The following is a 16,651-nucleotide window of genomic DNA, read 5'->3' on the forward strand; positions in this document are numbered from 1 at the left end:
GAGGGGGGCAAAATGGCTAGTACTTTAACACAATTGATTAACGAGATGGAAGATGTAATGGATGAGGCATCTGCTGTACCTTTTTCTAGGAAAGTATCAGTAGATCCAGATGAAATTTACGAAATCCTTGCTGAGATGAAAGATTCCTTGCCACAAGAAATCAAGCAAGCTGAGTGGACCTATCAAGAAAAAGATAGAATAATCGGTGAAGCCGAAGCAGAAGCAAAAAGAAGACTTGAACAAACTGACAAAGAGATTTCTCAATTCAAAGATCAAGCTAAAAACCAATATCAAAAGATGATTTCTGATCATGAGATTACTCAACAAGCAAGAGCCGAAGCTGATAGAATCTTACAGGAAGCGGCAACCGAAGCAAACAAACTTCGCCAACAATCATATGAGTATATCGATAAACTATTCTCTTCATCAGCTGAAAACTTCAGCACTCTAGCTCAACAACTAGAGAAAAACAGAAGAAGTATATTAGAATCTAGATAAAAATAAAGGGACGCATTATAGCGTCCCTATTTTTAGAATAACTTCCTCTAAAATATTAAATTTTGGCAAAAATTCTAATCTTACTACTTATATTCGATACTGAATATATCATAATTTAGGAATAATGCATATATTATTATAAAGGCTAATATTGCTATTAATTTTATAGCTAGATTAAAGCTTAAAAAATATCTTTCTATAGTGAGGTCAAGGGATATAGCAAGTACAAGTAATAGTAAAAATGCTATTATTTTTTTCTTATTTGTACTCATCTTCCTTATATCTAATAATAAAATAGCAATTCCTAAACATATATTAAATATTAGAAGTAAAAGTTCAATCCATTTTAGATTAATATCATTTACAAATATAAACATAATATAATATGCTAAGATAAGTATTGCAAATAGAACAATCCTTATATTTCTATATGTCTTCTTCATTGTATAATTCACCAGCCTTATAAATTATTAAATGCTACTCTGAATAGGGTTTGATGATCTTTATAAGTTACAGCTCCGCTTTCTCTAGTTTTAATAAATGGACTTCATTTAAAAAGCTTTTTTATGATTGGAATTTTATTAATATTTAGAAATCTTTTTACTAAAGTCTTGAACAATTTTAGCTTTTGTTGATAGCTTATATAAGTTTGATGCATCAATCATTTGTGATAAGATCAATTGGTCTGTAAAGGAAAGATTGTCAAAATCTTTTTTTCTTATTACAGGTTTACTTCTTGTATTTTTAAAGATAAGTTCAGACTTATTGTTAAAGGCTAGGACCTTGTAAAAGTTGATATCATATCCATTAAACGAAGATCTGTTCTCCAATACATAATTTATCATCAATCTTTTAATCCTAGATGAGGTGTATCTTTAATTTGTAGCTTCATCGATAAAGCTAGAAAAATTATGGTTATTCTGACAAACTTTAGTCAAATAGTTTTCTAATCCCTCTTCATATGCCAAGATCCCCGCCATAGGGCGTCTTTCTAATAATAACAAAAACCTAAATATGTCGTAAATAATATCCATATTAGGAATACCAAATTTATTTTTACTTTCTTCTATTAATTCATAGGAATAGGCTGGTACATGGTCTTTGTAATTAGCAAGTATGTTATTACGAATAGCTGTTGATGAAGAAATTTTGCTATCAAGTAAACTTGTATCAGCATTAGTTGATGAGATTCGCTTGATAGGAGTAGGGGTCATGGTAGAACCAATCTTTCTTATAGCTCTTATATATTCCAAGGCAAGAATATTATTAGACGTTATAAATCCATCGTTTCCTAGAACTTCAACTGTTGCATCATATCTTGCCTTTGTGAAGGAAGAATTTTCTAAATGTTTCCTTGTAAGCTCTTCTAAAAGATCTTCTTTTTCTAATAATATATGAGATTTTTCTAGGAAATCTTCAGACTCCATATTTTCTATTCCAAAGCATAGATAGTCTACATTTAATTTATCGAGGATATTAACAGATCCAAGAGCAAAATATTCTGCCGACTGTAAAGATATGTGGGTGGGCATTTCAACTATCATATCAAAGCCAGCCTTCATAGCCATATCAGCCCTAGAGAATTTATCGACAATAGCAGGCTCTCCTCTTTGGACGAAATCTCCACTCATCAGGCTAATCGCTAAGTCTGCTTTTGTTAGCTCTTTTGATTTTTTTAATAGATATTCGTGTCCATTATGAAATGGATTAAATTCTGAAATAATTGCTAGTGTTTTCATACTTGATATATACCCTAATAATGTATATATTTTCAATGTTTTATATAAAATTGGGTAAATTAAGTCAACAAAGTTTTCAAAGCTATAGGTCATATGGTATAATAATGTAAGAAAATATTAGGAGGATTTATGATTTCTGCAAATGATTTAAGAAAAGGTGTAACCTTTGTTTATGATAATGATGTTTACCAAGTGGTTGATTTCCAACACGTAAAACCAGGCAAGGGAGCAGCTTTTGTTCGTGCAAAGATTAGATCAGTAATGAACGGCGGCGCTAAGGATGTAACATTTAACCCAAATGAAAAATTTGAAAATGCCGTTATTACAACAAAAGAAATGCAATATTTATACAATGATGGCCAATTATATTATTTCATGGACCCAGAAAGCTTTGAACAAATTGGATTAGACTACGAAACAGTTGAAGAAGCTATTAAATACGTTCGTGAAAATGATACAGTTACTATGAGAATTTACCAAGGCAAACCATTTGATGTTGTTGCACCAAACTTTGTTGAACTAGAAGTAATTGAAACTGAACCAGGTATCAAAGGAGATACTGCAACAAACGTAACAAAACCAGCAACAGTTGAAACAGGAGCAGTTGTTAACGTGCCAGTATTTGTAAATGAAGGCGATACAATCAAAATCGACACAAGAACTGGGGATTATTTATCCAGAGTTTAAGGAGAAAATAATGGCTAATACATTTAGACATGGACAAGTAAAAATTGCCAATGAAATTTTAGACCAATTGGCTATTAGAGCTTGTAAAGAAATCAACGGAGTACATAACAGCGATGACTCTAACAATAAGATTAACCTTCAAAACCAAGATCCTAAGGCAAGCATAGGATTTATTGAAGATAAGCTTAACATTGACCTTACAGTTTTTCTTGATAAGAATGTAAATGTGAGAAAAACAGTAAAAGATATCCAAGAAAATGTGATTAGAATTATTGAAACTATGACTGGACTATCTGTTGGTCGTGTCAATGTTAATATTGCGAAACTAGAAATCTAATGAATAGGACAGAGCAAAGAGATTGGGTTTTTAAGCTGATTTTTGAAGATAGCATTAACAAAATAGAAGATGTTGAAAGGTCCCTAGTCAACCACGACTTGGATGGGGAGGAATTCATCATCAATTCTTTAAAATCTTATAATAAAAATTATGAAAAAATTGAAGAAATTGTAAGAAATGCTAGTAAGAAAAGATACAATCGTTTATCCAAGGTGGAAAAAGCTATATTATTTTTATCCATAAATGAAATTTATTTTATGGATATTCCCCATCAAGTTTCTATAAATGAGGCTGTAGAGTTAGCAAAGACTTATAGCAACCAGATGGATTATCAAATGATTAATTCTATTTTAGGAAAGATTGTAAGAACTGATGCTTAAAGCCCTTACAGTTAAACAATTTAATGAGTATTTTAAAACAAGTATAAAGCACGATCCGATTTTCACCAAAGTCTATATCACAGGGACCCTATCAAATATAAAAAATAACGGTAATCACATATATTTCTCCTTAAAGGAAGGTTATGATGTTATTGATTGCGTCATATTTTATTATGAAGATAAGGACATAGATTTTACTTTCACTGATGGTATAGACGTTTTGGTTAAGGGTAATCTTAACTTAAATAACTATTCATCTAGGATTAATATTGCTGTTAGTTCAATTACAGAAAAAGGCCTTTCTGAAGAGTATCTAAAATTTTTAAAAATGAAAGAGGACTTCAAGAAAAGGGGTTTTTTTGATTTGGATAAAAAGAAAGAGATAGCAAAGTATCCCAAAAATGTTGGTTTAATTACTTCGGCTGATGGGGCTGCAGTTGTGGATTTCCTATCGGTAATAAACCAAAAGCCAAATGATATTAATATCAAACTTAATCCTGTAAAAGTCCAAGGACAAAGCTCATTTCAAGCCATAGTAAATGCTATTGAAAGACTTGATAAGATGAATTTGGACGTGATTGTAATCACTCGTGGTGGTGGATCTTCTTTGGATTTATCAGTTTTTAACGACAAGGATATAATAGAAGAAGTTTTCAGAGCCAAGACTCCAATTATATCGGCCATAGGACATAAGATTGATAGCACAATTTTGGATTTGGTCGCAGACCTATCATTGCAAACACCGACAGAAGCAGGTTCATATATTATTGCAAACTATGCCAATATAGGCAAGGATAGTAAAAGTATTTTGACTCAGATGAAAGACATGGTAGGTAGGATAGTAGAGATAAATTCTCTAAAGTTGATGACTTTAGAAAGTAAACTTAAATCTTTCAATCCACAAAATGATATTAGGCTTAAGGAAAAAGATATTAATAATATTAAAAAATCTCTAGATAGAGCTATTATAAATAAGATAAATTACCAAGAGCAAAGGCTTGACATAATTGAAAATAGGCTAAAATCAGCTGATAAAATCATACAGCTTAGGAAGAAAAATATCAGCATTTTAGATGATGAAAATGTACCTATTTATTCAAAATATTCATTAAATGAAGGTGATAAGATTGATATAAGATTTTCTGATGGATCTATAAAGGCGGTAGTGATAGATGGATAAATCTTTAGATAAAAATTTCAAAAAATTGGAAGAATACCTAACTAGTCTTGAAGAAAACAAGGATAATCTGGACGAGTCTATCAAAATTTATGAAAAGGCCAACAGCTTGTACAAGGAAATGCAAGAACAACTTAAGGACTACAAGGCAAAAATAGAGGTTATAGCTAGTGATGAATAAGAAAGATTTTGAAAGTATACTTTTATCCAACAAAAAAATCATAGATGAAAGGTTTAATGACTTTTTTGATATTTCATATAATCTATACGAACCTTTAACCTACGCCGTTAGATCTGGAAAGAGGATTAGACCAAACCTTTTCTTTGAAACACTTAAGATGCTAGGCAAAGATATTAACGATAATGACATAAGATTTGCCCTAAGTCTAGAGATGATCCATGCATATTCCCTAGTTCACGATGATTTACCAGCTATGGATAATGATGATTATAGAAGGGGAGAATACTCTTGCCATAAAAAGTTTGGTGAAGACATAGCTATATTAACTGGAGATGCCCTTATTACAGAAGCTAGCCACACTCTATTTGAAATTTGCAAGGAAGATTTTACATACATATATCCTGCATCCTTATTGATGCAAATGGCTGGCTACAAAGATATGATTTATGGGCAAGTGTTGGATATAAGAAATAATGATAATATCGATTTAGATTATATTCTAACTGTTTATGAGAAGAAAACAGCTGATTTATTCAGGGCAGCAATAGTAGGTGCAGCTTTGCTAGTTGATAATAAGTTTGATAAAAATAGGGAAAAAGACTTCTATAATCTAGATCAATACGCAAGCAATTTAGGTTTAGCCTTTCAAATTCAAGATGATTTACTAGAAGAAAATTACCAAGATGAATTAAATATTTTAAATCTTATTAGTAGAAATGAAGCTTTTGATTTGCTTTATGATATTAATAAAAAGGCCAAGGAGAATATTAGTCACTTTAATGATAATGAATTTCTCTTATACCTTGTTGATTACCTTACAAATCGTAACAATTAAGGATTACATATGAAAAAATACACTAGACAAAGACTTATTCTTGATATTATACAAAATAATGAGGTCAAAACACAATCACAATTATCAGATATGCTAAAAGACCATGGAGTTGATGCTACACAGGCGACAATTTCAAGAGATATAAAGGAACTTAGGATATCCAAAGTTCAAACTGACGATTATGAGTACAAATATACAGTTGTAGACACTGTATACGATACCTTAAATGAGAGAATGGAAAAAATTTTCAAGGAATCAGTACTTTCTGTTGAAAAATCAGCTCAATTATGTGTCATAAAAACTATATCATATTGTGCTACAGTATGTGGCCAGTATATTACAAATTCTAAGCTTGAAAATGTAGCTGGTATGGTAACAGGGATTGATACTATATTTATAACGCCAAAAGATTTTGATCGCTTGGATGAATTAATAGAAGATGTGAGGGACATGGTTAGATAATGTTAGCTGAGCTTTTTATAGATAATTTTGTAATTATAAAAAGAAATCACATATTTTTTGAAGATGGCTTTAATGTACTAACTGGAGAGACCGGTTCTGGTAAATCCCTTATACTTGAAGCCATCAATTTGTTATTGGGAAAAAAGGCTAACAAGGATATTGTTGGTCGTTTTGCCGACTCAACAACTATTGAAGGTATATTTATAGTTGATTACGAAACTAAGAAAATACTCGAAAATAATACTGTTTTATTTGATGAAAATGACAACAAACTAATCGTAAACAGAACCATTACTCAAAAATCATCTACCCTTAGGATTAATGGTAGAGTAGCAAATTTGACCATTCTAAGAGAAATTTCACCAATATTAATCGATATATATAACCAGGGTGATTCAAATGCTTTTATGAACAAGGCAAATTATGTATATCTTATAGATAACTACTCTAATGACAAAAAAACTGTCGATTTAAGAAATATGATAAAGGCTTTAAATAATCAAAAACATGATTACTTAGTAAAATTTGCAAATCTATATCTAACTGATGAAGAAATCCAAAGAGAGCGAGATTTGATTAAGTATCAAATTGAAGAAATTGAAGCCATTAACCTTTCTTCTATAAATGAAGAGGAAATCGATGAAGAATATAAGAAACTAAATAACATAAATGACTTAAGAAATGCCGTTGGATTAGCGAAATCTATACTTGATTCCACTGACTATGATCAACAATCGCTTACGAGTATGCTAGGAGCTTCTCTTTCCGAGCTATCAAATTTCACCCAAATTGATAAGAAAATTAGTGACTTTTATGATAGACTTTCTGCTATAAATGATGAAATCAACGAATTATATTCTGATATGGACCTATATGAGGAAAGTCTAATAGGTGATCCAGAAAGAGAAGAAGAACTTGAAGAATTGATGCAAATATTGTTTAATCTAAAACGTAAATACGGACAGAGTATAGAAGATATATTAAACTATTATGAAGAGATTTCAAATAGACTAAAAGAACTTGATGAGATAGAAAATCTACGTTTGAGCAAAGATCAAAAAATAAAAGAAATAGACCAAAAGCTTGACACACATGCAACAATACTACATGAAATTAGACTTGAAAAAAGCAAGACCTTAGAAAAAGCAATTAATACTTCTATTAGAGAGCTAAATATCAAAAATGGAATTTTTAAGATAGATTTTTCAAAAAAAGACCATATTGATATGACAGGTTATGATGATATAGATTTCCTAATCAGAACAAACAAGGGAGAAAAGCTAAAATCACTTTCTGCCACAGCTTCTGGTGGGGAAATATCCAGGATTATGCTTGCTTTTAAGGAAATATTTGCAGACTTCGATAATGTTGATACAATGATATTTGATGAGATAGATACCGGGATTTCTGGTAGGACAGCCCAAGTGGTAGGAGAGAAAATCCTAGATCTATCAAAGAAAAGACAGGTGATATCTATCAGCCACCTGCCTCAAATAGCTGCTTTGGCACAAAATCATATACTTATTACAAAAAGTGATGAGGGAGATTTTACAATATCAAAGACAGAAAAAATTGAAGACGAAAAGAGAGTAGAAGAAATCTCAAGGCTAATAGGTGGAGTAAATATCACAGATATTACCTTACATTCGGCAAGAGAAATGCTAACAATGGCAGAGGAGTTAAGAAATGACCGAAGATAAATTTTATGAAAAATCAATCAAATCAGATACCATATATGATGGTAAAATATTAAAGCTTAGAGTTGATACTGTAGAACTTCAAAACAAAAAATATTCCAAAAGAGAAATAGTTGACCACCAAAAAGGTGTTGGAATCATAGCTTATGATGGAGATGATAGACTTTGGATGGTTAGTCAATATAGGATAGCTGTGGATAAGGTAATGCTTGAAATACCTGCAGGTCTTGTAGAAAGCAACGAAGCGCCGATAGAGACAGCAAAAAGGGAACTTCAAGAAGAGATAGGTTATTACCCAGAAAAGATTGACTTCTTATTTACCATGTATGCATCTCCGGGATTTACTAATGACAAACTATCATTTTTTGAAGCTCATGAACTCGTAGAGTCAAAATTGGACTTGGATGAGGATGAATTTTTGCATGCTGAATCTTTCCCAATAGATGAGTTATATGAGATGGTTTTAAATGGTGAAATCACCGATGCAAAGACGATTATTGCAATACTTCATGCAGTAAATAACAGAAACAAATGAATTTAAATGTTGAATTTGAGGGCTTTGAAGGCCCTTTTGATTTGCTATTAAAATTAATAGAAAAAGAAAAGATAGATATATATGATATCAACTTAGGTGATATCACTAATAAATACCTTATCGAAATCGAAAAACTTGATAGGGAAATTGATGACATAAGTTCATTTATTTACATTGCTTCAGTACTTCTTAGTATAAAGTCAAACAAACTCTTGCCAAAAGATGACGAAGAAGATCTGGAAGAAGATTTTATATCTTATTTAATAGAATACAAAAAGATAAAATCTGTTCAGAACGACTTAAAATACTTGGAAGAAGAAGCTTCCAAAATTCACTCCAAATACCAGGAAGACTTATCTCAGTTTGAAACTTCTGATCAAATAATAGCAAAGGATGTAAGGATACTTGCCAAACAATTTGAAAAGTTGTTAAATAAGCTAAATGAAGAGCCTAAGACCAATAAGAAAGTTGAAATAGTTAGCTTGCCAGATATCAATGATTATATAGGCAACTATAGGAAGGCTTTGGAAATACGAGGAGACTTAAGACTTGATTTGATAATAAATAATATTCACTCTAAGGCAGAGTGCATAGCAAGTTTTTTGGCTCTATTAGAACTTTTTAAGTTAAAAGAAATATTTTTATTTCAAAAAGATGGAAACAAATTTCACATTAAAAAGAGAATGTAGGACATATGGAAAATGATTATCTAAAAGGCTTAATAGAAGAAATTTTATATGTGTGGGGCCAGCCCATTGATATTGATGATTTAAGCAAGATTATTAAAGATAGTGATAAAAATCAAATAAAAATAGCCTTAGAAGAAATGATTGATCAGAGGAATTCTAAGGATAGTGGACTTATAATCAAAGAATTTGACACCTCTTACCAATTTGTAACAAGGGCCAAGCATGACAAGTATTTTGAATCTTTAGTAAAGCAAAGCCCCAAGAAACTCACTTCATCAGCCCTAGAAACCCTATCAATTGTTGCCTACAAACAGCCAATCACAAGGACAGAGGTAGATAAGATTAGGGGGGTAAGTTCACAAACAACCATAGACAATCTTCTTGATAGGGGACTGATTAGAGAAAATGGTAGGCTTGATAAAATTGGCAAACCAATAATATATGTAACTACCAATTTATTTTTACAATATTTTGATATAAAAGATTTGTCAGAGCTTCCAGAAATTAAAGAAATCGAAGAGGATAAGTATGAGGATTAATAAGTTTATAGCCCAAGCTGGATACTCATCTAGGAGAAAAGCTGATGACTTGATAAAATCTGGCAAGGTTAAAGTAAATGGAAGAGTTCTAGAGCAAATGGGCTATGATGTAAGTGAAGATGACATAGTTTCTATTGGCGGAGATATATTAAAATTGGAAGAATATTTCTATTATAAGCTAAATAAACCAGTAGGATACATTACCAGCAACTTCGATCCCCACAATGACAAGGATTTAAATGACCTTATTGAAATTGACGAGAGATTTTTTGCAGCAGGTAGGCTTGATAAAGATAGTCATGGACTATTAATAATTACAAACGATGGTGATTTTACAAACTCTCTGGTCCATCCATCATCTGGTATAAGCAAGGAATATATAGTAAAAGTTGATAGATTATTGAATGATGATCAAATCAATAGCTTTAAGACAGGTCTTGATATTGGAAATAATCAGATCACATCTAAGGCTGTTATTAAATTTTTGGGAGAAAATACCTATAGGGTTGTCATTAGACAAGGATACAACCGCCAAATAAGACGAATGTTTGATGTCCTAGGTTCAAATGTATTGGATCTTAAAAGAGAAAGAATAGGGGCAATTTACCTTGATGATTTAAAAGAAGGTAAATACAGAAAGTTTAATAAAAAAGAAATGGAATTTGTATCATTAATAAAGGAATAGTTATCTATTTCTTTTTTTTATGGTAAAATTTTTATAGTATATGAAAAAAATCGGAATTATAGGAGCTGGAGCAAGTGGACTCTACGCTGCCGTAAACTTAAAAAATGAGAATAATCACGTTACCATATTAGAGAAAAATTCTGAAATAGGCAAGAAGATTCTTATGACAGGCAATGGTAGGTGCAATATTACTAATGGCAAATACTATGATGGCTTTTTAGACAATATTGTTACTAACAAAAAGTTTATATACTCTGCCTTTAATCTTTGCGATAATTATGCTAGTATTGAATTTTTTGAAAATAATGGCCTAGAACTAGTGAAAGAAGATGATGATAGGATTTTCCCTAAGTCACAAAGAGCAGAAGATGTACTTAGTTTCTTTGAAAAATTAATAATAGAAAAAAATATTAAACTTGTGACAGATGCTGAAGTCTTAGATGTCAAAAAAACTGATAAATTTCTTGTAAAAACCTTAAAAAAAGAGTATCAATTTGACTATCTTATAATAGCAACTGGAGGACTATCCTATCCAAACACTGGTTCTAGTGGAGATGGATATAATTTTGCTAGAGACTTTGGTCATAGCATCACAAAGTTAAGACCATCTTTAGTACCTATATTTTTTAAGGATAATGATTTGTTAGCCATAAAGGCATTATCTTTCGAGAAAATAGGTATGAAACTTATATGCGATAATGGATCTATATCAGAGCTTGGACCGGCACTAATAACAAAAAATTTTATAACAGGTCCTAGTGTTTTGAAAATATCATCTGTGGCTATCAATGAAAATATCAAAGAGATATTACTTGACTTTGTATGCAAGAATTTTGATCAGCTTGATAGTGAAATTATAGAATTATTAAATGAAAATCCAAAGAAAGATGTGGTAAATATTCTTAAAGAATATATAGCTGAAGCACTTTGTCCTATTATTTTACGTAGATCAAGGGTAGATTTGTCTAAGAAAGCATCCCAGCTTACAAGAAAAGAACGCCATAGTATAATAGAAAATATTACAAACTTTAAATTGATCTTTGATAGATTTGGTGGATTTAATACTGCTGTTATCACAAAGGGTGGAGTAGATGTAGATGAGATTAATCCAAAAACTATGGAATCAAAAAAGGTTTCTGGTCTTTATTTTATAGGTGAAATTCTTGATATAGATGGATTAACAGGTGGATACAACCTACAGCTAGCCTTTACCAGTGCATATGCAGCGGCAAGGGCTATAAAGGAGAAATTATGACATATATTATTGCAATAGATGGACCAAGTGGTTCCGGCAAATCAACAATATCAAATGAATTAGCTGAGATTTTAAAAATACAATATTTAAATACAGGGGCAATGTATAGAGCCGTTACTCATTTTTTCTTAGAAAATCATATAAATGAAGATGCAAGTGATGAGCAAATACTTTCAATGCTTGATAAAATAAGTATAAATTTTATAGACAACGATATTTATTTAAATGCTAAAAATATTGAAAAAGAAATAAGAACTGATCAAGTTACCAAAAATGTATCTTGGGTTTCAGCAAATGCCCTTGTAAGAGAAAAGCTAGTATCAATGCAAAGAAACATAGCCAAAGAAAAATCTTTTGTACTTGACGGTAGGGACATAGGCACAGTTGTATTTCCTGATGCAAAATATAAATTTTATCTGACAGCCTCAAGCAAAGAAAGAGCTAGGAGAAGATTCTTACAAAATGAGTCAGATTTAACAATCGAAGAAATTGAGAAATCAATAATAGATAGGGATTTATATGATTCATCTAGGGACATTTCGCCTCTTAGAAAGGCAGACGATGCAATAGAAATTGATAGTTCTATGCAGAGTATAGATCAAACTATAGATACTATCTTAAGTCATATGGATAAAGAAGATGTTATATAAAGTTTTAAGGGCTATCTTGATAATTTTTATCAAGCCTATTATGAGAGTTCATGTAAATGGTCTTGAAAATTTGCCGGAAAATAATGACTATATCTTATGCGCCAACCACAAGTCCAATTGGGATCCAATATTTTTGGCCATATCTATTCCAAATCAAATATATTTTGTGGCCAAAAAAGAAATCACTACTTGGCCAATTGTAGGTTGGATTACAAAAAAACTTGGTGTAATCCCAGTTGAAAGAGATGGTAGAGACTTGGCAAGCCTCAAACATAGTATCAAGTTGCTTAAAGAAGATAAAACTGTAGGGATAATGCCAGAAGGAACGAGGACTAAGAATATTGATAGGGCAAATATGAAAGATGGTGTCAGTTTTATGGCTTTAAAAGCAAAAGCTGATATCATTCCTGTTGAAATTATTTCAACATTTAAGCCCTTTAGAAAAACTTTAGTAAATATCCATCAGCCAGTAAAAGTTGATAAGTATTTGGATATGAAAACAAAGTTTGCTATGAAAGAGATGACCGATGAAGTGTTTACAAAAATTTATACTAGTAAACTTGAGGAAATAGAAGGTAAAAATGCAGATAATTATAGCTGAAAATTCAGGATTTTGCTTTGGCGTAAAAAGATCAGTAGATTTGGCAAGCCAGGCACTTGATAGCAAAAAAGACAAGTATACAGTAGGACCCTTAATTCATAATCCACAGCTTGTAGGAAAATTAGAAGAAGAGGGGCTAAAGGTAATTACAAAAGAACAAGCTCTAGAAATAAAGGATTCCTTGATCCTCATTAGGGCTCATGGAGAAAGCGCAGATTTCAAAAAAGCTTTAGTGGAAAATGGCAATGAAATCTTGGATGCTACTTGCCCTGTTCTTAGAAATATATATAAAAAAATAATGGAAAAAGAAGATGAAGGATACCAGGTAATTATCATCGGAGATAGGAATCATCCAGAGATAAAAGCTATGGACTCTTATTTAAAAGATGGTATAATAATTATGAATGAGACTGAAGCAAAAAATATTAGATGTAAGAAGCCCATCTATGTAGTAAGTCAAACTACAAATAGAAGGGATTTTTACTACAATGTTGCGAACATCTTAAAAGATAATAATGATAGTGTAGTAATAGATAACACAATATGTAATGCTACAAAACTAAGGCAAGATTCGGCAAAAGACCTTGCCAAGGATGTAGATTGTATGATTGTAGTTGGTGGTTTTAATAGTTCTAATACAAATAAGCTTTTTGACGTGGCAAGTTTGTATAATAATAATGTTTTTAGGATTGAAACTGTTAAAGATCTACCTTTGCAAAAGCTCTCAGAATTTAAAAAAATTGGAATAATCGCAGGTGCGTCCACACCTGATGAGATTATTGAGGAGGTAGTAAGTAAAATGGATGAATTTACAAAAGAAGATTTTATGAATAGTCTTGAAGATAGTATGAAAAAAATCTATCCAAAAGATATTGTAACAGGAACAGTTATCGATGTTAAAGAAGATGAGGTTTTTGTTGACATTCAATACCGTGCAGATGGTATCATAAAACTTGATGAAATGACAGAAGAAGAAAGAAAAAATCCTAAAGAACATTTTGAAGTAGGATCAGAACTTGATGTTTATGTTATTAAACTTGATGATGGTGAAGGAAACGTATCACTATCAACTAGAAGAGTTCTAGGAATGAAGAGCTGGAAAGAACTATTAGAAAAATATGAAAACGACGAAATAGTTGAAGGTCATATAACAGGATTTAACAAAGGTGGTCTAACTGCTGAAGTTAACGGAATCCAAGGATTCATTCCTGCAAGCCAAGTTGCAACATATTTTGTTAAAAACTTCAAAAAATTCGTTGGTGAAACATGGGATTTAAAGATTGTTTCTATTGACGAAAGAAAAAATAGATTAGTTTTATCTCGTAAAGACGTTCTTGAAGGAGAACTAGAAGAAAGATGGGGAGAACTTGAAGAAGGTCAAGTAATAGAAGGTGAAGTAGCTAGACTTACAGACTTCGGTGCATTTGTTGAAGTAAATGGACTTGACGGATTACTTCACGTTTCTGACATTGCTTGGAGCAGAGTTGAAGTTCCATCTGATGTACTTAATGTAGGAGATAAAATCGAAGTTAAAATATTAAAATTAAACCAAGAAAAGAACAGAATTTCTCTTGGACGTAAACAATTACTTGACAAACCATTCGATTCATTTGTAAACAGCCACGAAGTTGGAGATGTAGTAAAAGGTAAAGTAGTTAATCTACTAGACTTTGGTGCATTTGTTGAAGTAGCTGACGGAGTTGAAGGTTTAGTTCACGTTTCTGAAATTTCTTGGGATCACGTTGAAAAACCATCTGATGAACTTAATGTTGGTGATGAAATCGAAGTTAAGATTATATCAATTGACAAAGAAGAAGAAAAAGTTGGTTTATCAATTAAACAACTAGAAGAAGCTCCAGAAAGACCAGAAAGAAAACCTAGAAGAGAAAATAGATCTAACAATAACCAAAATAGACCAAGAAGAAAAGCAGAAAGAAGTCAAAACCAAAACTTCTCTTCAGATGCGGACCTAAATAACAACCTAGGTAATCTTCTAGAACAAGCTCTACTTGGTGCTGGTGAAACAAATCTTATCGGCGAAGAAAATGAAGTTGATGGAGTTATAGATGATATTGAAGTTAACGAAAATGTTGAAGAACAAGAAGAAGTTAGCGAAACAGAAATCAACACAGAAGAAGCTGCTGAATCTTTAGTTGAAGAAGAAGCAAGCGAAGCTGACGAAGAATTAGAATAAGAAAATCTATAAAAATAACAATAAAAGAAGATGATAAAAGTCATCTTCTTTTTTCAATGAGGAGTAAATGGAAATTAAAGAAAAATATAAAGATTATTTTAAAGGTAAAAAATACAATATAACAACGTTTGGTTGCCAAATGAACGAACATGATTCTGAAAGGATTTCCTATATCCTAGAAGATTTGGGCTATACTTATACAGAAATTAGAGAAGAAGCTGATTTTATCTTATTTAATACATGCTTAGTACGTGAAAATGCAGAATTAAAATTATATGGTCAGGTATCTTCACTAAAGAAACTCAAGAAAGCCCATCCAGAAAAGATCATAGCAGTATCTGGTTGTATGATGCAAACATCTACAGCAAGAGAGGTCATAGTATCAAAACATAGAGAAGTTGATATAGTATTTGGTACAAAAAATATCAATTCACTTGCTGATTTAATATATAGGTATCTTGAAACAGGGGAAAGAGTTGTTGACGTATCGACAGATGATGTCAAAGATGACTTTGAAAAATACAACTCTACCAATAACTTCCAAGCCTATGTAAATATAATGCGTGGTTGTGATAATTTCTGTTCATATTGCATAGTTCCAGAATCAAGAGGTAGAGAAGAATCCAGAAGGCCCTATTCAATTATAGAAGAAGTTGAATATTTAGCTAGTCAAGGTTTTAAGGAATTCACATTATTAGGACAGAATGTAAACTCATACGGCAATAAGTCTAACGATGGATTTACTTTCCCAGAACTATTAAATAGGGTTGCAAAAATTCCTGGTGTAGAAAGACTAAGGTTTACATCAAGTCATCCAAAAGATTTGTCTGATGAGTTAATATATGTCATGCGCGATAATGACAACATATGCAATTATTTCCATCTTCCTATGCAATCAGGATCAAATGAAGTACTAAAAAAAATGAACCGTCACTACACAATAGAAAAATATATTGAAAGAGCAAATAAATTAAAGTCAGAAATACCAGGTATAGCACTTTCTACTGATATTATAGTAGGTTTTCCTACAGAAACAGAAGAAGATTTCCAGGCAACAATAAATGCTTGCAAAGAAATTGAATTTGATTCAGCCTTTACTTTTAAATATAGCCCTAGACCAAAGACAGTGGCAGCTAAAATGCCTACAATAGATGAAGCGATAGTCCAAGATAGGTTCCAAAGGCTCTTAGATGAGCTATATCCAATATTTAATCAAAAGAACAAGGAATATATTGGACGAACTGTAGAAGTTCTCATAGAAGGAGAGTCAAAAAATAACACTGATATCCTAACAGGTAGAACTGATACTTTTAAGCTAGTTCATGTTAAGGCTCCAAAAGACTTAATAGGACAAATTGTAAAGGTCAAAATTACAGATAATACTTCATTTACCATAAGTGGTGAATTGGTTAACTAATAATCAATTAAATTATAAATGATATAAAATATTTATTATGCTTTTATAACTATTATAAAAGTGATATCATTTATATGTTAAAGGAGATGACTT

Annotated in this window: 21 protein-coding genes; 18 read left to right on the forward strand and 3 right to left on the reverse strand. The window is 31.4% G+C overall.

Annotated elements, in window-relative coordinates; translation table 11 throughout:
• Positions 1-12: 12 nt before the first annotated feature.
• A complete protein-coding gene (locus tag BQ7474_RS03310) occupies positions 13-498 on the forward strand; it encodes an ATP synthase subunit B family protein (RefSeq protein ID WP_044566024.1) in 486 nt (161 codons plus the stop codon).
• 83 nt (positions 499-581) lie between these two features.
• Here BQ7474_RS03310 and BQ7474_RS03315 read toward each other — a convergent pair whose 3' ends face one another.
• From BQ7474_RS03315 to BQ7474_RS03320, 3 genes are all read right to left on the reverse strand, one after another.
• On the reverse strand, positions 582-941 hold the full coding sequence (locus BQ7474_RS03315; protein WP_073997597.1) for a hypothetical protein: 360 nt from the start codon (positions 939-941) through the stop codon (positions 582-584).
• Between the two features lie 138 nt (positions 942-1,079).
• Positions 1,080-1,343, reverse strand: coding sequence for a hypothetical protein (locus BQ7474_RS11045; protein WP_082187875.1), 264 nt, complete (start codon positions 1,341-1,343; stop codon positions 1,080-1,082).
• Positions 1,344-1,373: 30 nt separating this feature from the next.
• Positions 1,374-2,237, reverse strand: coding sequence for a nucleotidyltransferase family protein (locus BQ7474_RS03320; RefSeq protein ID WP_159429547.1), 864 nt, complete (start codon positions 2,235-2,237; stop codon positions 1,374-1,376).
• A 129-nt stretch (positions 2,238-2,366) separates the two neighbouring features.
• Between BQ7474_RS03320 and efp the strand changes: the two genes are divergently transcribed.
• From efp to miaB, 17 genes are all read left to right on the forward strand, one after another.
• Positions 2,367-2,924, forward strand: a complete 558-nt coding sequence (efp, locus tag BQ7474_RS03325; RefSeq protein ID WP_073997598.1) for an elongation factor P — start codon at positions 2,367-2,369, stop codon at positions 2,922-2,924.
• 10 nt (positions 2,925-2,934) lie between these two features.
• Positions 2,935-3,261 (forward strand): Asp23/Gls24 family envelope stress response protein, encoded by a 327-nt coding sequence (locus BQ7474_RS03330; protein ID WP_073997599.1) that lies wholly within the window; start codon positions 2,935-2,937, stop codon positions 3,259-3,261.
• The gene (locus BQ7474_RS03335; protein WP_073997600.1) at positions 3,261-3,641 is read left to right on the forward strand and encodes a transcription antitermination factor NusB; all 381 of its coding nucleotides are present in this window, start codon (positions 3,261-3,263) and stop codon (positions 3,639-3,641) included. The genes BQ7474_RS03330 and BQ7474_RS03335 overlap by 1 nt, the downstream gene beginning before the upstream one ends.
• Complete coding sequence (xseA, locus tag BQ7474_RS03340; protein ID WP_073997601.1) at positions 3,634-4,821, forward strand: exodeoxyribonuclease VII large subunit; 1,188 nt, start codon at positions 3,634-3,636, stop codon at positions 4,819-4,821. Before BQ7474_RS03335 ends, xseA begins: the two co-directional genes overlap by 8 nt.
• Positions 4,814-4,999 carry an exodeoxyribonuclease VII small subunit gene (gene xseB / locus BQ7474_RS03345; protein ID WP_073997602.1) on the forward strand — a complete coding sequence of 62 codons (186 nt, stop codon included), beginning with the start codon at positions 4,814-4,816 and terminating at the stop codon, positions 4,997-4,999. The genes xseA and xseB overlap by 8 nt, the downstream gene beginning before the upstream one ends.
• Complete coding sequence (locus BQ7474_RS03350; RefSeq protein ID WP_073997603.1) at positions 4,992-5,834, forward strand: polyprenyl synthetase family protein; 843 nt, start codon at positions 4,992-4,994, stop codon at positions 5,832-5,834. Before xseB ends, BQ7474_RS03350 begins: the two co-directional genes overlap by 8 nt.
• Before the next feature lie 9 nt (positions 5,835-5,843).
• A complete protein-coding gene (locus tag BQ7474_RS03355; protein WP_073997604.1) occupies positions 5,844-6,296 on the forward strand; it encodes an arginine repressor in 453 nt (150 codons plus the stop codon).
• The gene (recN, locus tag BQ7474_RS03360; RefSeq protein WP_073997605.1) at positions 6,296-7,996 is read left to right on the forward strand and encodes a DNA repair protein RecN; all 1,701 of its coding nucleotides are present in this window, start codon (positions 6,296-6,298) and stop codon (positions 7,994-7,996) included. The genes BQ7474_RS03355 and recN overlap by 1 nt, the downstream gene beginning before the upstream one ends.
• Positions 7,983-8,528 (forward strand): NUDIX hydrolase, encoded by a 546-nt coding sequence (locus tag BQ7474_RS03365; RefSeq protein ID WP_073997606.1) that lies wholly within the window; start codon positions 7,983-7,985, stop codon positions 8,526-8,528. The genes recN and BQ7474_RS03365 overlap by 14 nt, the downstream gene beginning before the upstream one ends.
• Entirely contained in the window at positions 8,525-9,217 is a 693-nt protein-coding gene (locus tag BQ7474_RS03370) for a segregation and condensation protein A (RefSeq protein WP_044566035.1), read from the forward strand. The genes BQ7474_RS03365 and BQ7474_RS03370 overlap by 4 nt, the downstream gene beginning before the upstream one ends.
• Before the next feature lie 5 nt (positions 9,218-9,222).
• A complete protein-coding gene (gene scpB / locus BQ7474_RS03375) occupies positions 9,223-9,756 on the forward strand; it encodes an SMC-Scp complex subunit ScpB (RefSeq protein WP_073997607.1) in 534 nt (177 codons plus the stop codon).
• Complete coding sequence (locus tag BQ7474_RS03380) at positions 9,746-10,441, forward strand: pseudouridine synthase (RefSeq protein WP_073997608.1); 696 nt, start codon at positions 9,746-9,748, stop codon at positions 10,439-10,441. The genes scpB and BQ7474_RS03380 overlap by 11 nt, the downstream gene beginning before the upstream one ends.
• Before the next feature lie 40 nt (positions 10,442-10,481).
• A complete protein-coding gene (locus tag BQ7474_RS03385; RefSeq protein ID WP_073997609.1) occupies positions 10,482-11,696 on the forward strand; it encodes a BaiN/RdsA family NAD(P)/FAD-dependent oxidoreductase in 1,215 nt (404 codons plus the stop codon).
• Positions 11,693-12,346 carry a (d)CMP kinase gene (gene cmk / locus BQ7474_RS03390; protein WP_073997610.1) on the forward strand — a complete coding sequence of 218 codons (654 nt, stop codon included), beginning with the start codon at positions 11,693-11,695 and terminating at the stop codon, positions 12,344-12,346. Before BQ7474_RS03385 ends, cmk begins: the two co-directional genes overlap by 4 nt.
• A complete protein-coding gene (locus BQ7474_RS03395) occupies positions 12,336-12,947 on the forward strand; it encodes a lysophospholipid acyltransferase family protein (protein WP_073997611.1) in 612 nt (203 codons plus the stop codon). The genes cmk and BQ7474_RS03395 overlap by 11 nt, the downstream gene beginning before the upstream one ends.
• Positions 12,928-15,141 (forward strand): bifunctional 4-hydroxy-3-methylbut-2-enyl diphosphate reductase/30S ribosomal protein S1, encoded by a 2,214-nt coding sequence (locus BQ7474_RS03400; RefSeq protein ID WP_082187877.1) that lies wholly within the window; start codon positions 12,928-12,930, stop codon positions 15,139-15,141. Before BQ7474_RS03395 ends, BQ7474_RS03400 begins: the two co-directional genes overlap by 20 nt.
• 67 nt (positions 15,142-15,208) lie before the next feature.
• Entirely contained in the window at positions 15,209-16,558 is a 1,350-nt protein-coding gene (gene miaB, locus BQ7474_RS03405) for a tRNA (N6-isopentenyl adenosine(37)-C2)-methylthiotransferase MiaB (protein ID WP_073997612.1), read from the forward strand.
• Positions 16,559-16,651: the final 93 nt, after the last annotated feature.

The organism is Anaerococcus urinomassiliensis (genome assembly GCF_900128425.1).
GTDB classification, from domain to species: domain Bacteria; phylum Bacillota; class Clostridia; order Tissierellales; family Peptoniphilaceae; genus Anaerococcus; species Anaerococcus urinomassiliensis.

Coding starts and splice junctions, on each gene's coding strand:
- BQ7474_RS03310 (WP_044566024.1), top strand. CDS start 13: ATGGCTAGTACTTTAACACAATTGATTAACGAGATGGAAGATGTAATG.
- BQ7474_RS03315 (WP_073997597.1), bottom strand. CDS start 941: ATGAAGAAGACATATAGAAATATAAGGATTGTTCTATTTGCAATACTT.
- BQ7474_RS11045 (WP_082187875.1), bottom strand. CDS start 1,343: ATGATAAATTATGTATTGGAGAACAGATCTTCGTTTAATGGATATGAT.
- BQ7474_RS03320 (WP_159429547.1), bottom strand. CDS start 2,237: ATGAAAACACTAGCAATTATTTCAGAATTTAATCCATTTCATAATGGA.
- efp (WP_073997598.1), top strand. CDS start 2,367: ATGATTTCTGCAAATGATTTAAGAAAAGGTGTAACCTTTGTTTATGAT.
- BQ7474_RS03330 (WP_073997599.1), top strand. CDS start 2,935: ATGGCTAATACATTTAGACATGGACAAGTAAAAATTGCCAATGAAATT.
- BQ7474_RS03335 (WP_073997600.1), top strand. CDS start 3,261: ATGAATAGGACAGAGCAAAGAGATTGGGTTTTTAAGCTGATTTTTGAA.
- xseA (WP_073997601.1), top strand. CDS start 3,634: ATGCTTAAAGCCCTTACAGTTAAACAATTTAATGAGTATTTTAAAACA.
- xseB (WP_073997602.1), top strand. CDS start 4,814: ATGGATAAATCTTTAGATAAAAATTTCAAAAAATTGGAAGAATACCTA.
- BQ7474_RS03350 (WP_073997603.1), top strand. CDS start 4,992: ATGAATAAGAAAGATTTTGAAAGTATACTTTTATCCAACAAAAAAATC.
- BQ7474_RS03355 (WP_073997604.1), top strand. CDS start 5,844: ATGAAAAAATACACTAGACAAAGACTTATTCTTGATATTATACAAAAT.
- recN (WP_073997605.1), top strand. CDS start 6,296: ATGTTAGCTGAGCTTTTTATAGATAATTTTGTAATTATAAAAAGAAAT.
- BQ7474_RS03365 (WP_073997606.1), top strand. CDS start 7,983: ATGACCGAAGATAAATTTTATGAAAAATCAATCAAATCAGATACCATA.
- BQ7474_RS03370 (WP_044566035.1), top strand. CDS start 8,525: ATGAATTTAAATGTTGAATTTGAGGGCTTTGAAGGCCCTTTTGATTTG.
- scpB (WP_073997607.1), top strand. CDS start 9,223: ATGGAAAATGATTATCTAAAAGGCTTAATAGAAGAAATTTTATATGTG.
- BQ7474_RS03380 (WP_073997608.1), top strand. CDS start 9,746: ATGAGGATTAATAAGTTTATAGCCCAAGCTGGATACTCATCTAGGAGA.
- BQ7474_RS03385 (WP_073997609.1), top strand. CDS start 10,482: ATGAAAAAAATCGGAATTATAGGAGCTGGAGCAAGTGGACTCTACGCT.
- cmk (WP_073997610.1), top strand. CDS start 11,693: ATGACATATATTATTGCAATAGATGGACCAAGTGGTTCCGGCAAATCA.
- BQ7474_RS03395 (WP_073997611.1), top strand. CDS start 12,336: ATGTTATATAAAGTTTTAAGGGCTATCTTGATAATTTTTATCAAGCCT.
- BQ7474_RS03400 (WP_082187877.1), top strand. CDS start 12,928: ATGCAGATAATTATAGCTGAAAATTCAGGATTTTGCTTTGGCGTAAAA.
- miaB (WP_073997612.1), top strand. CDS start 15,209: ATGGAAATTAAAGAAAAATATAAAGATTATTTTAAAGGTAAAAAATAC.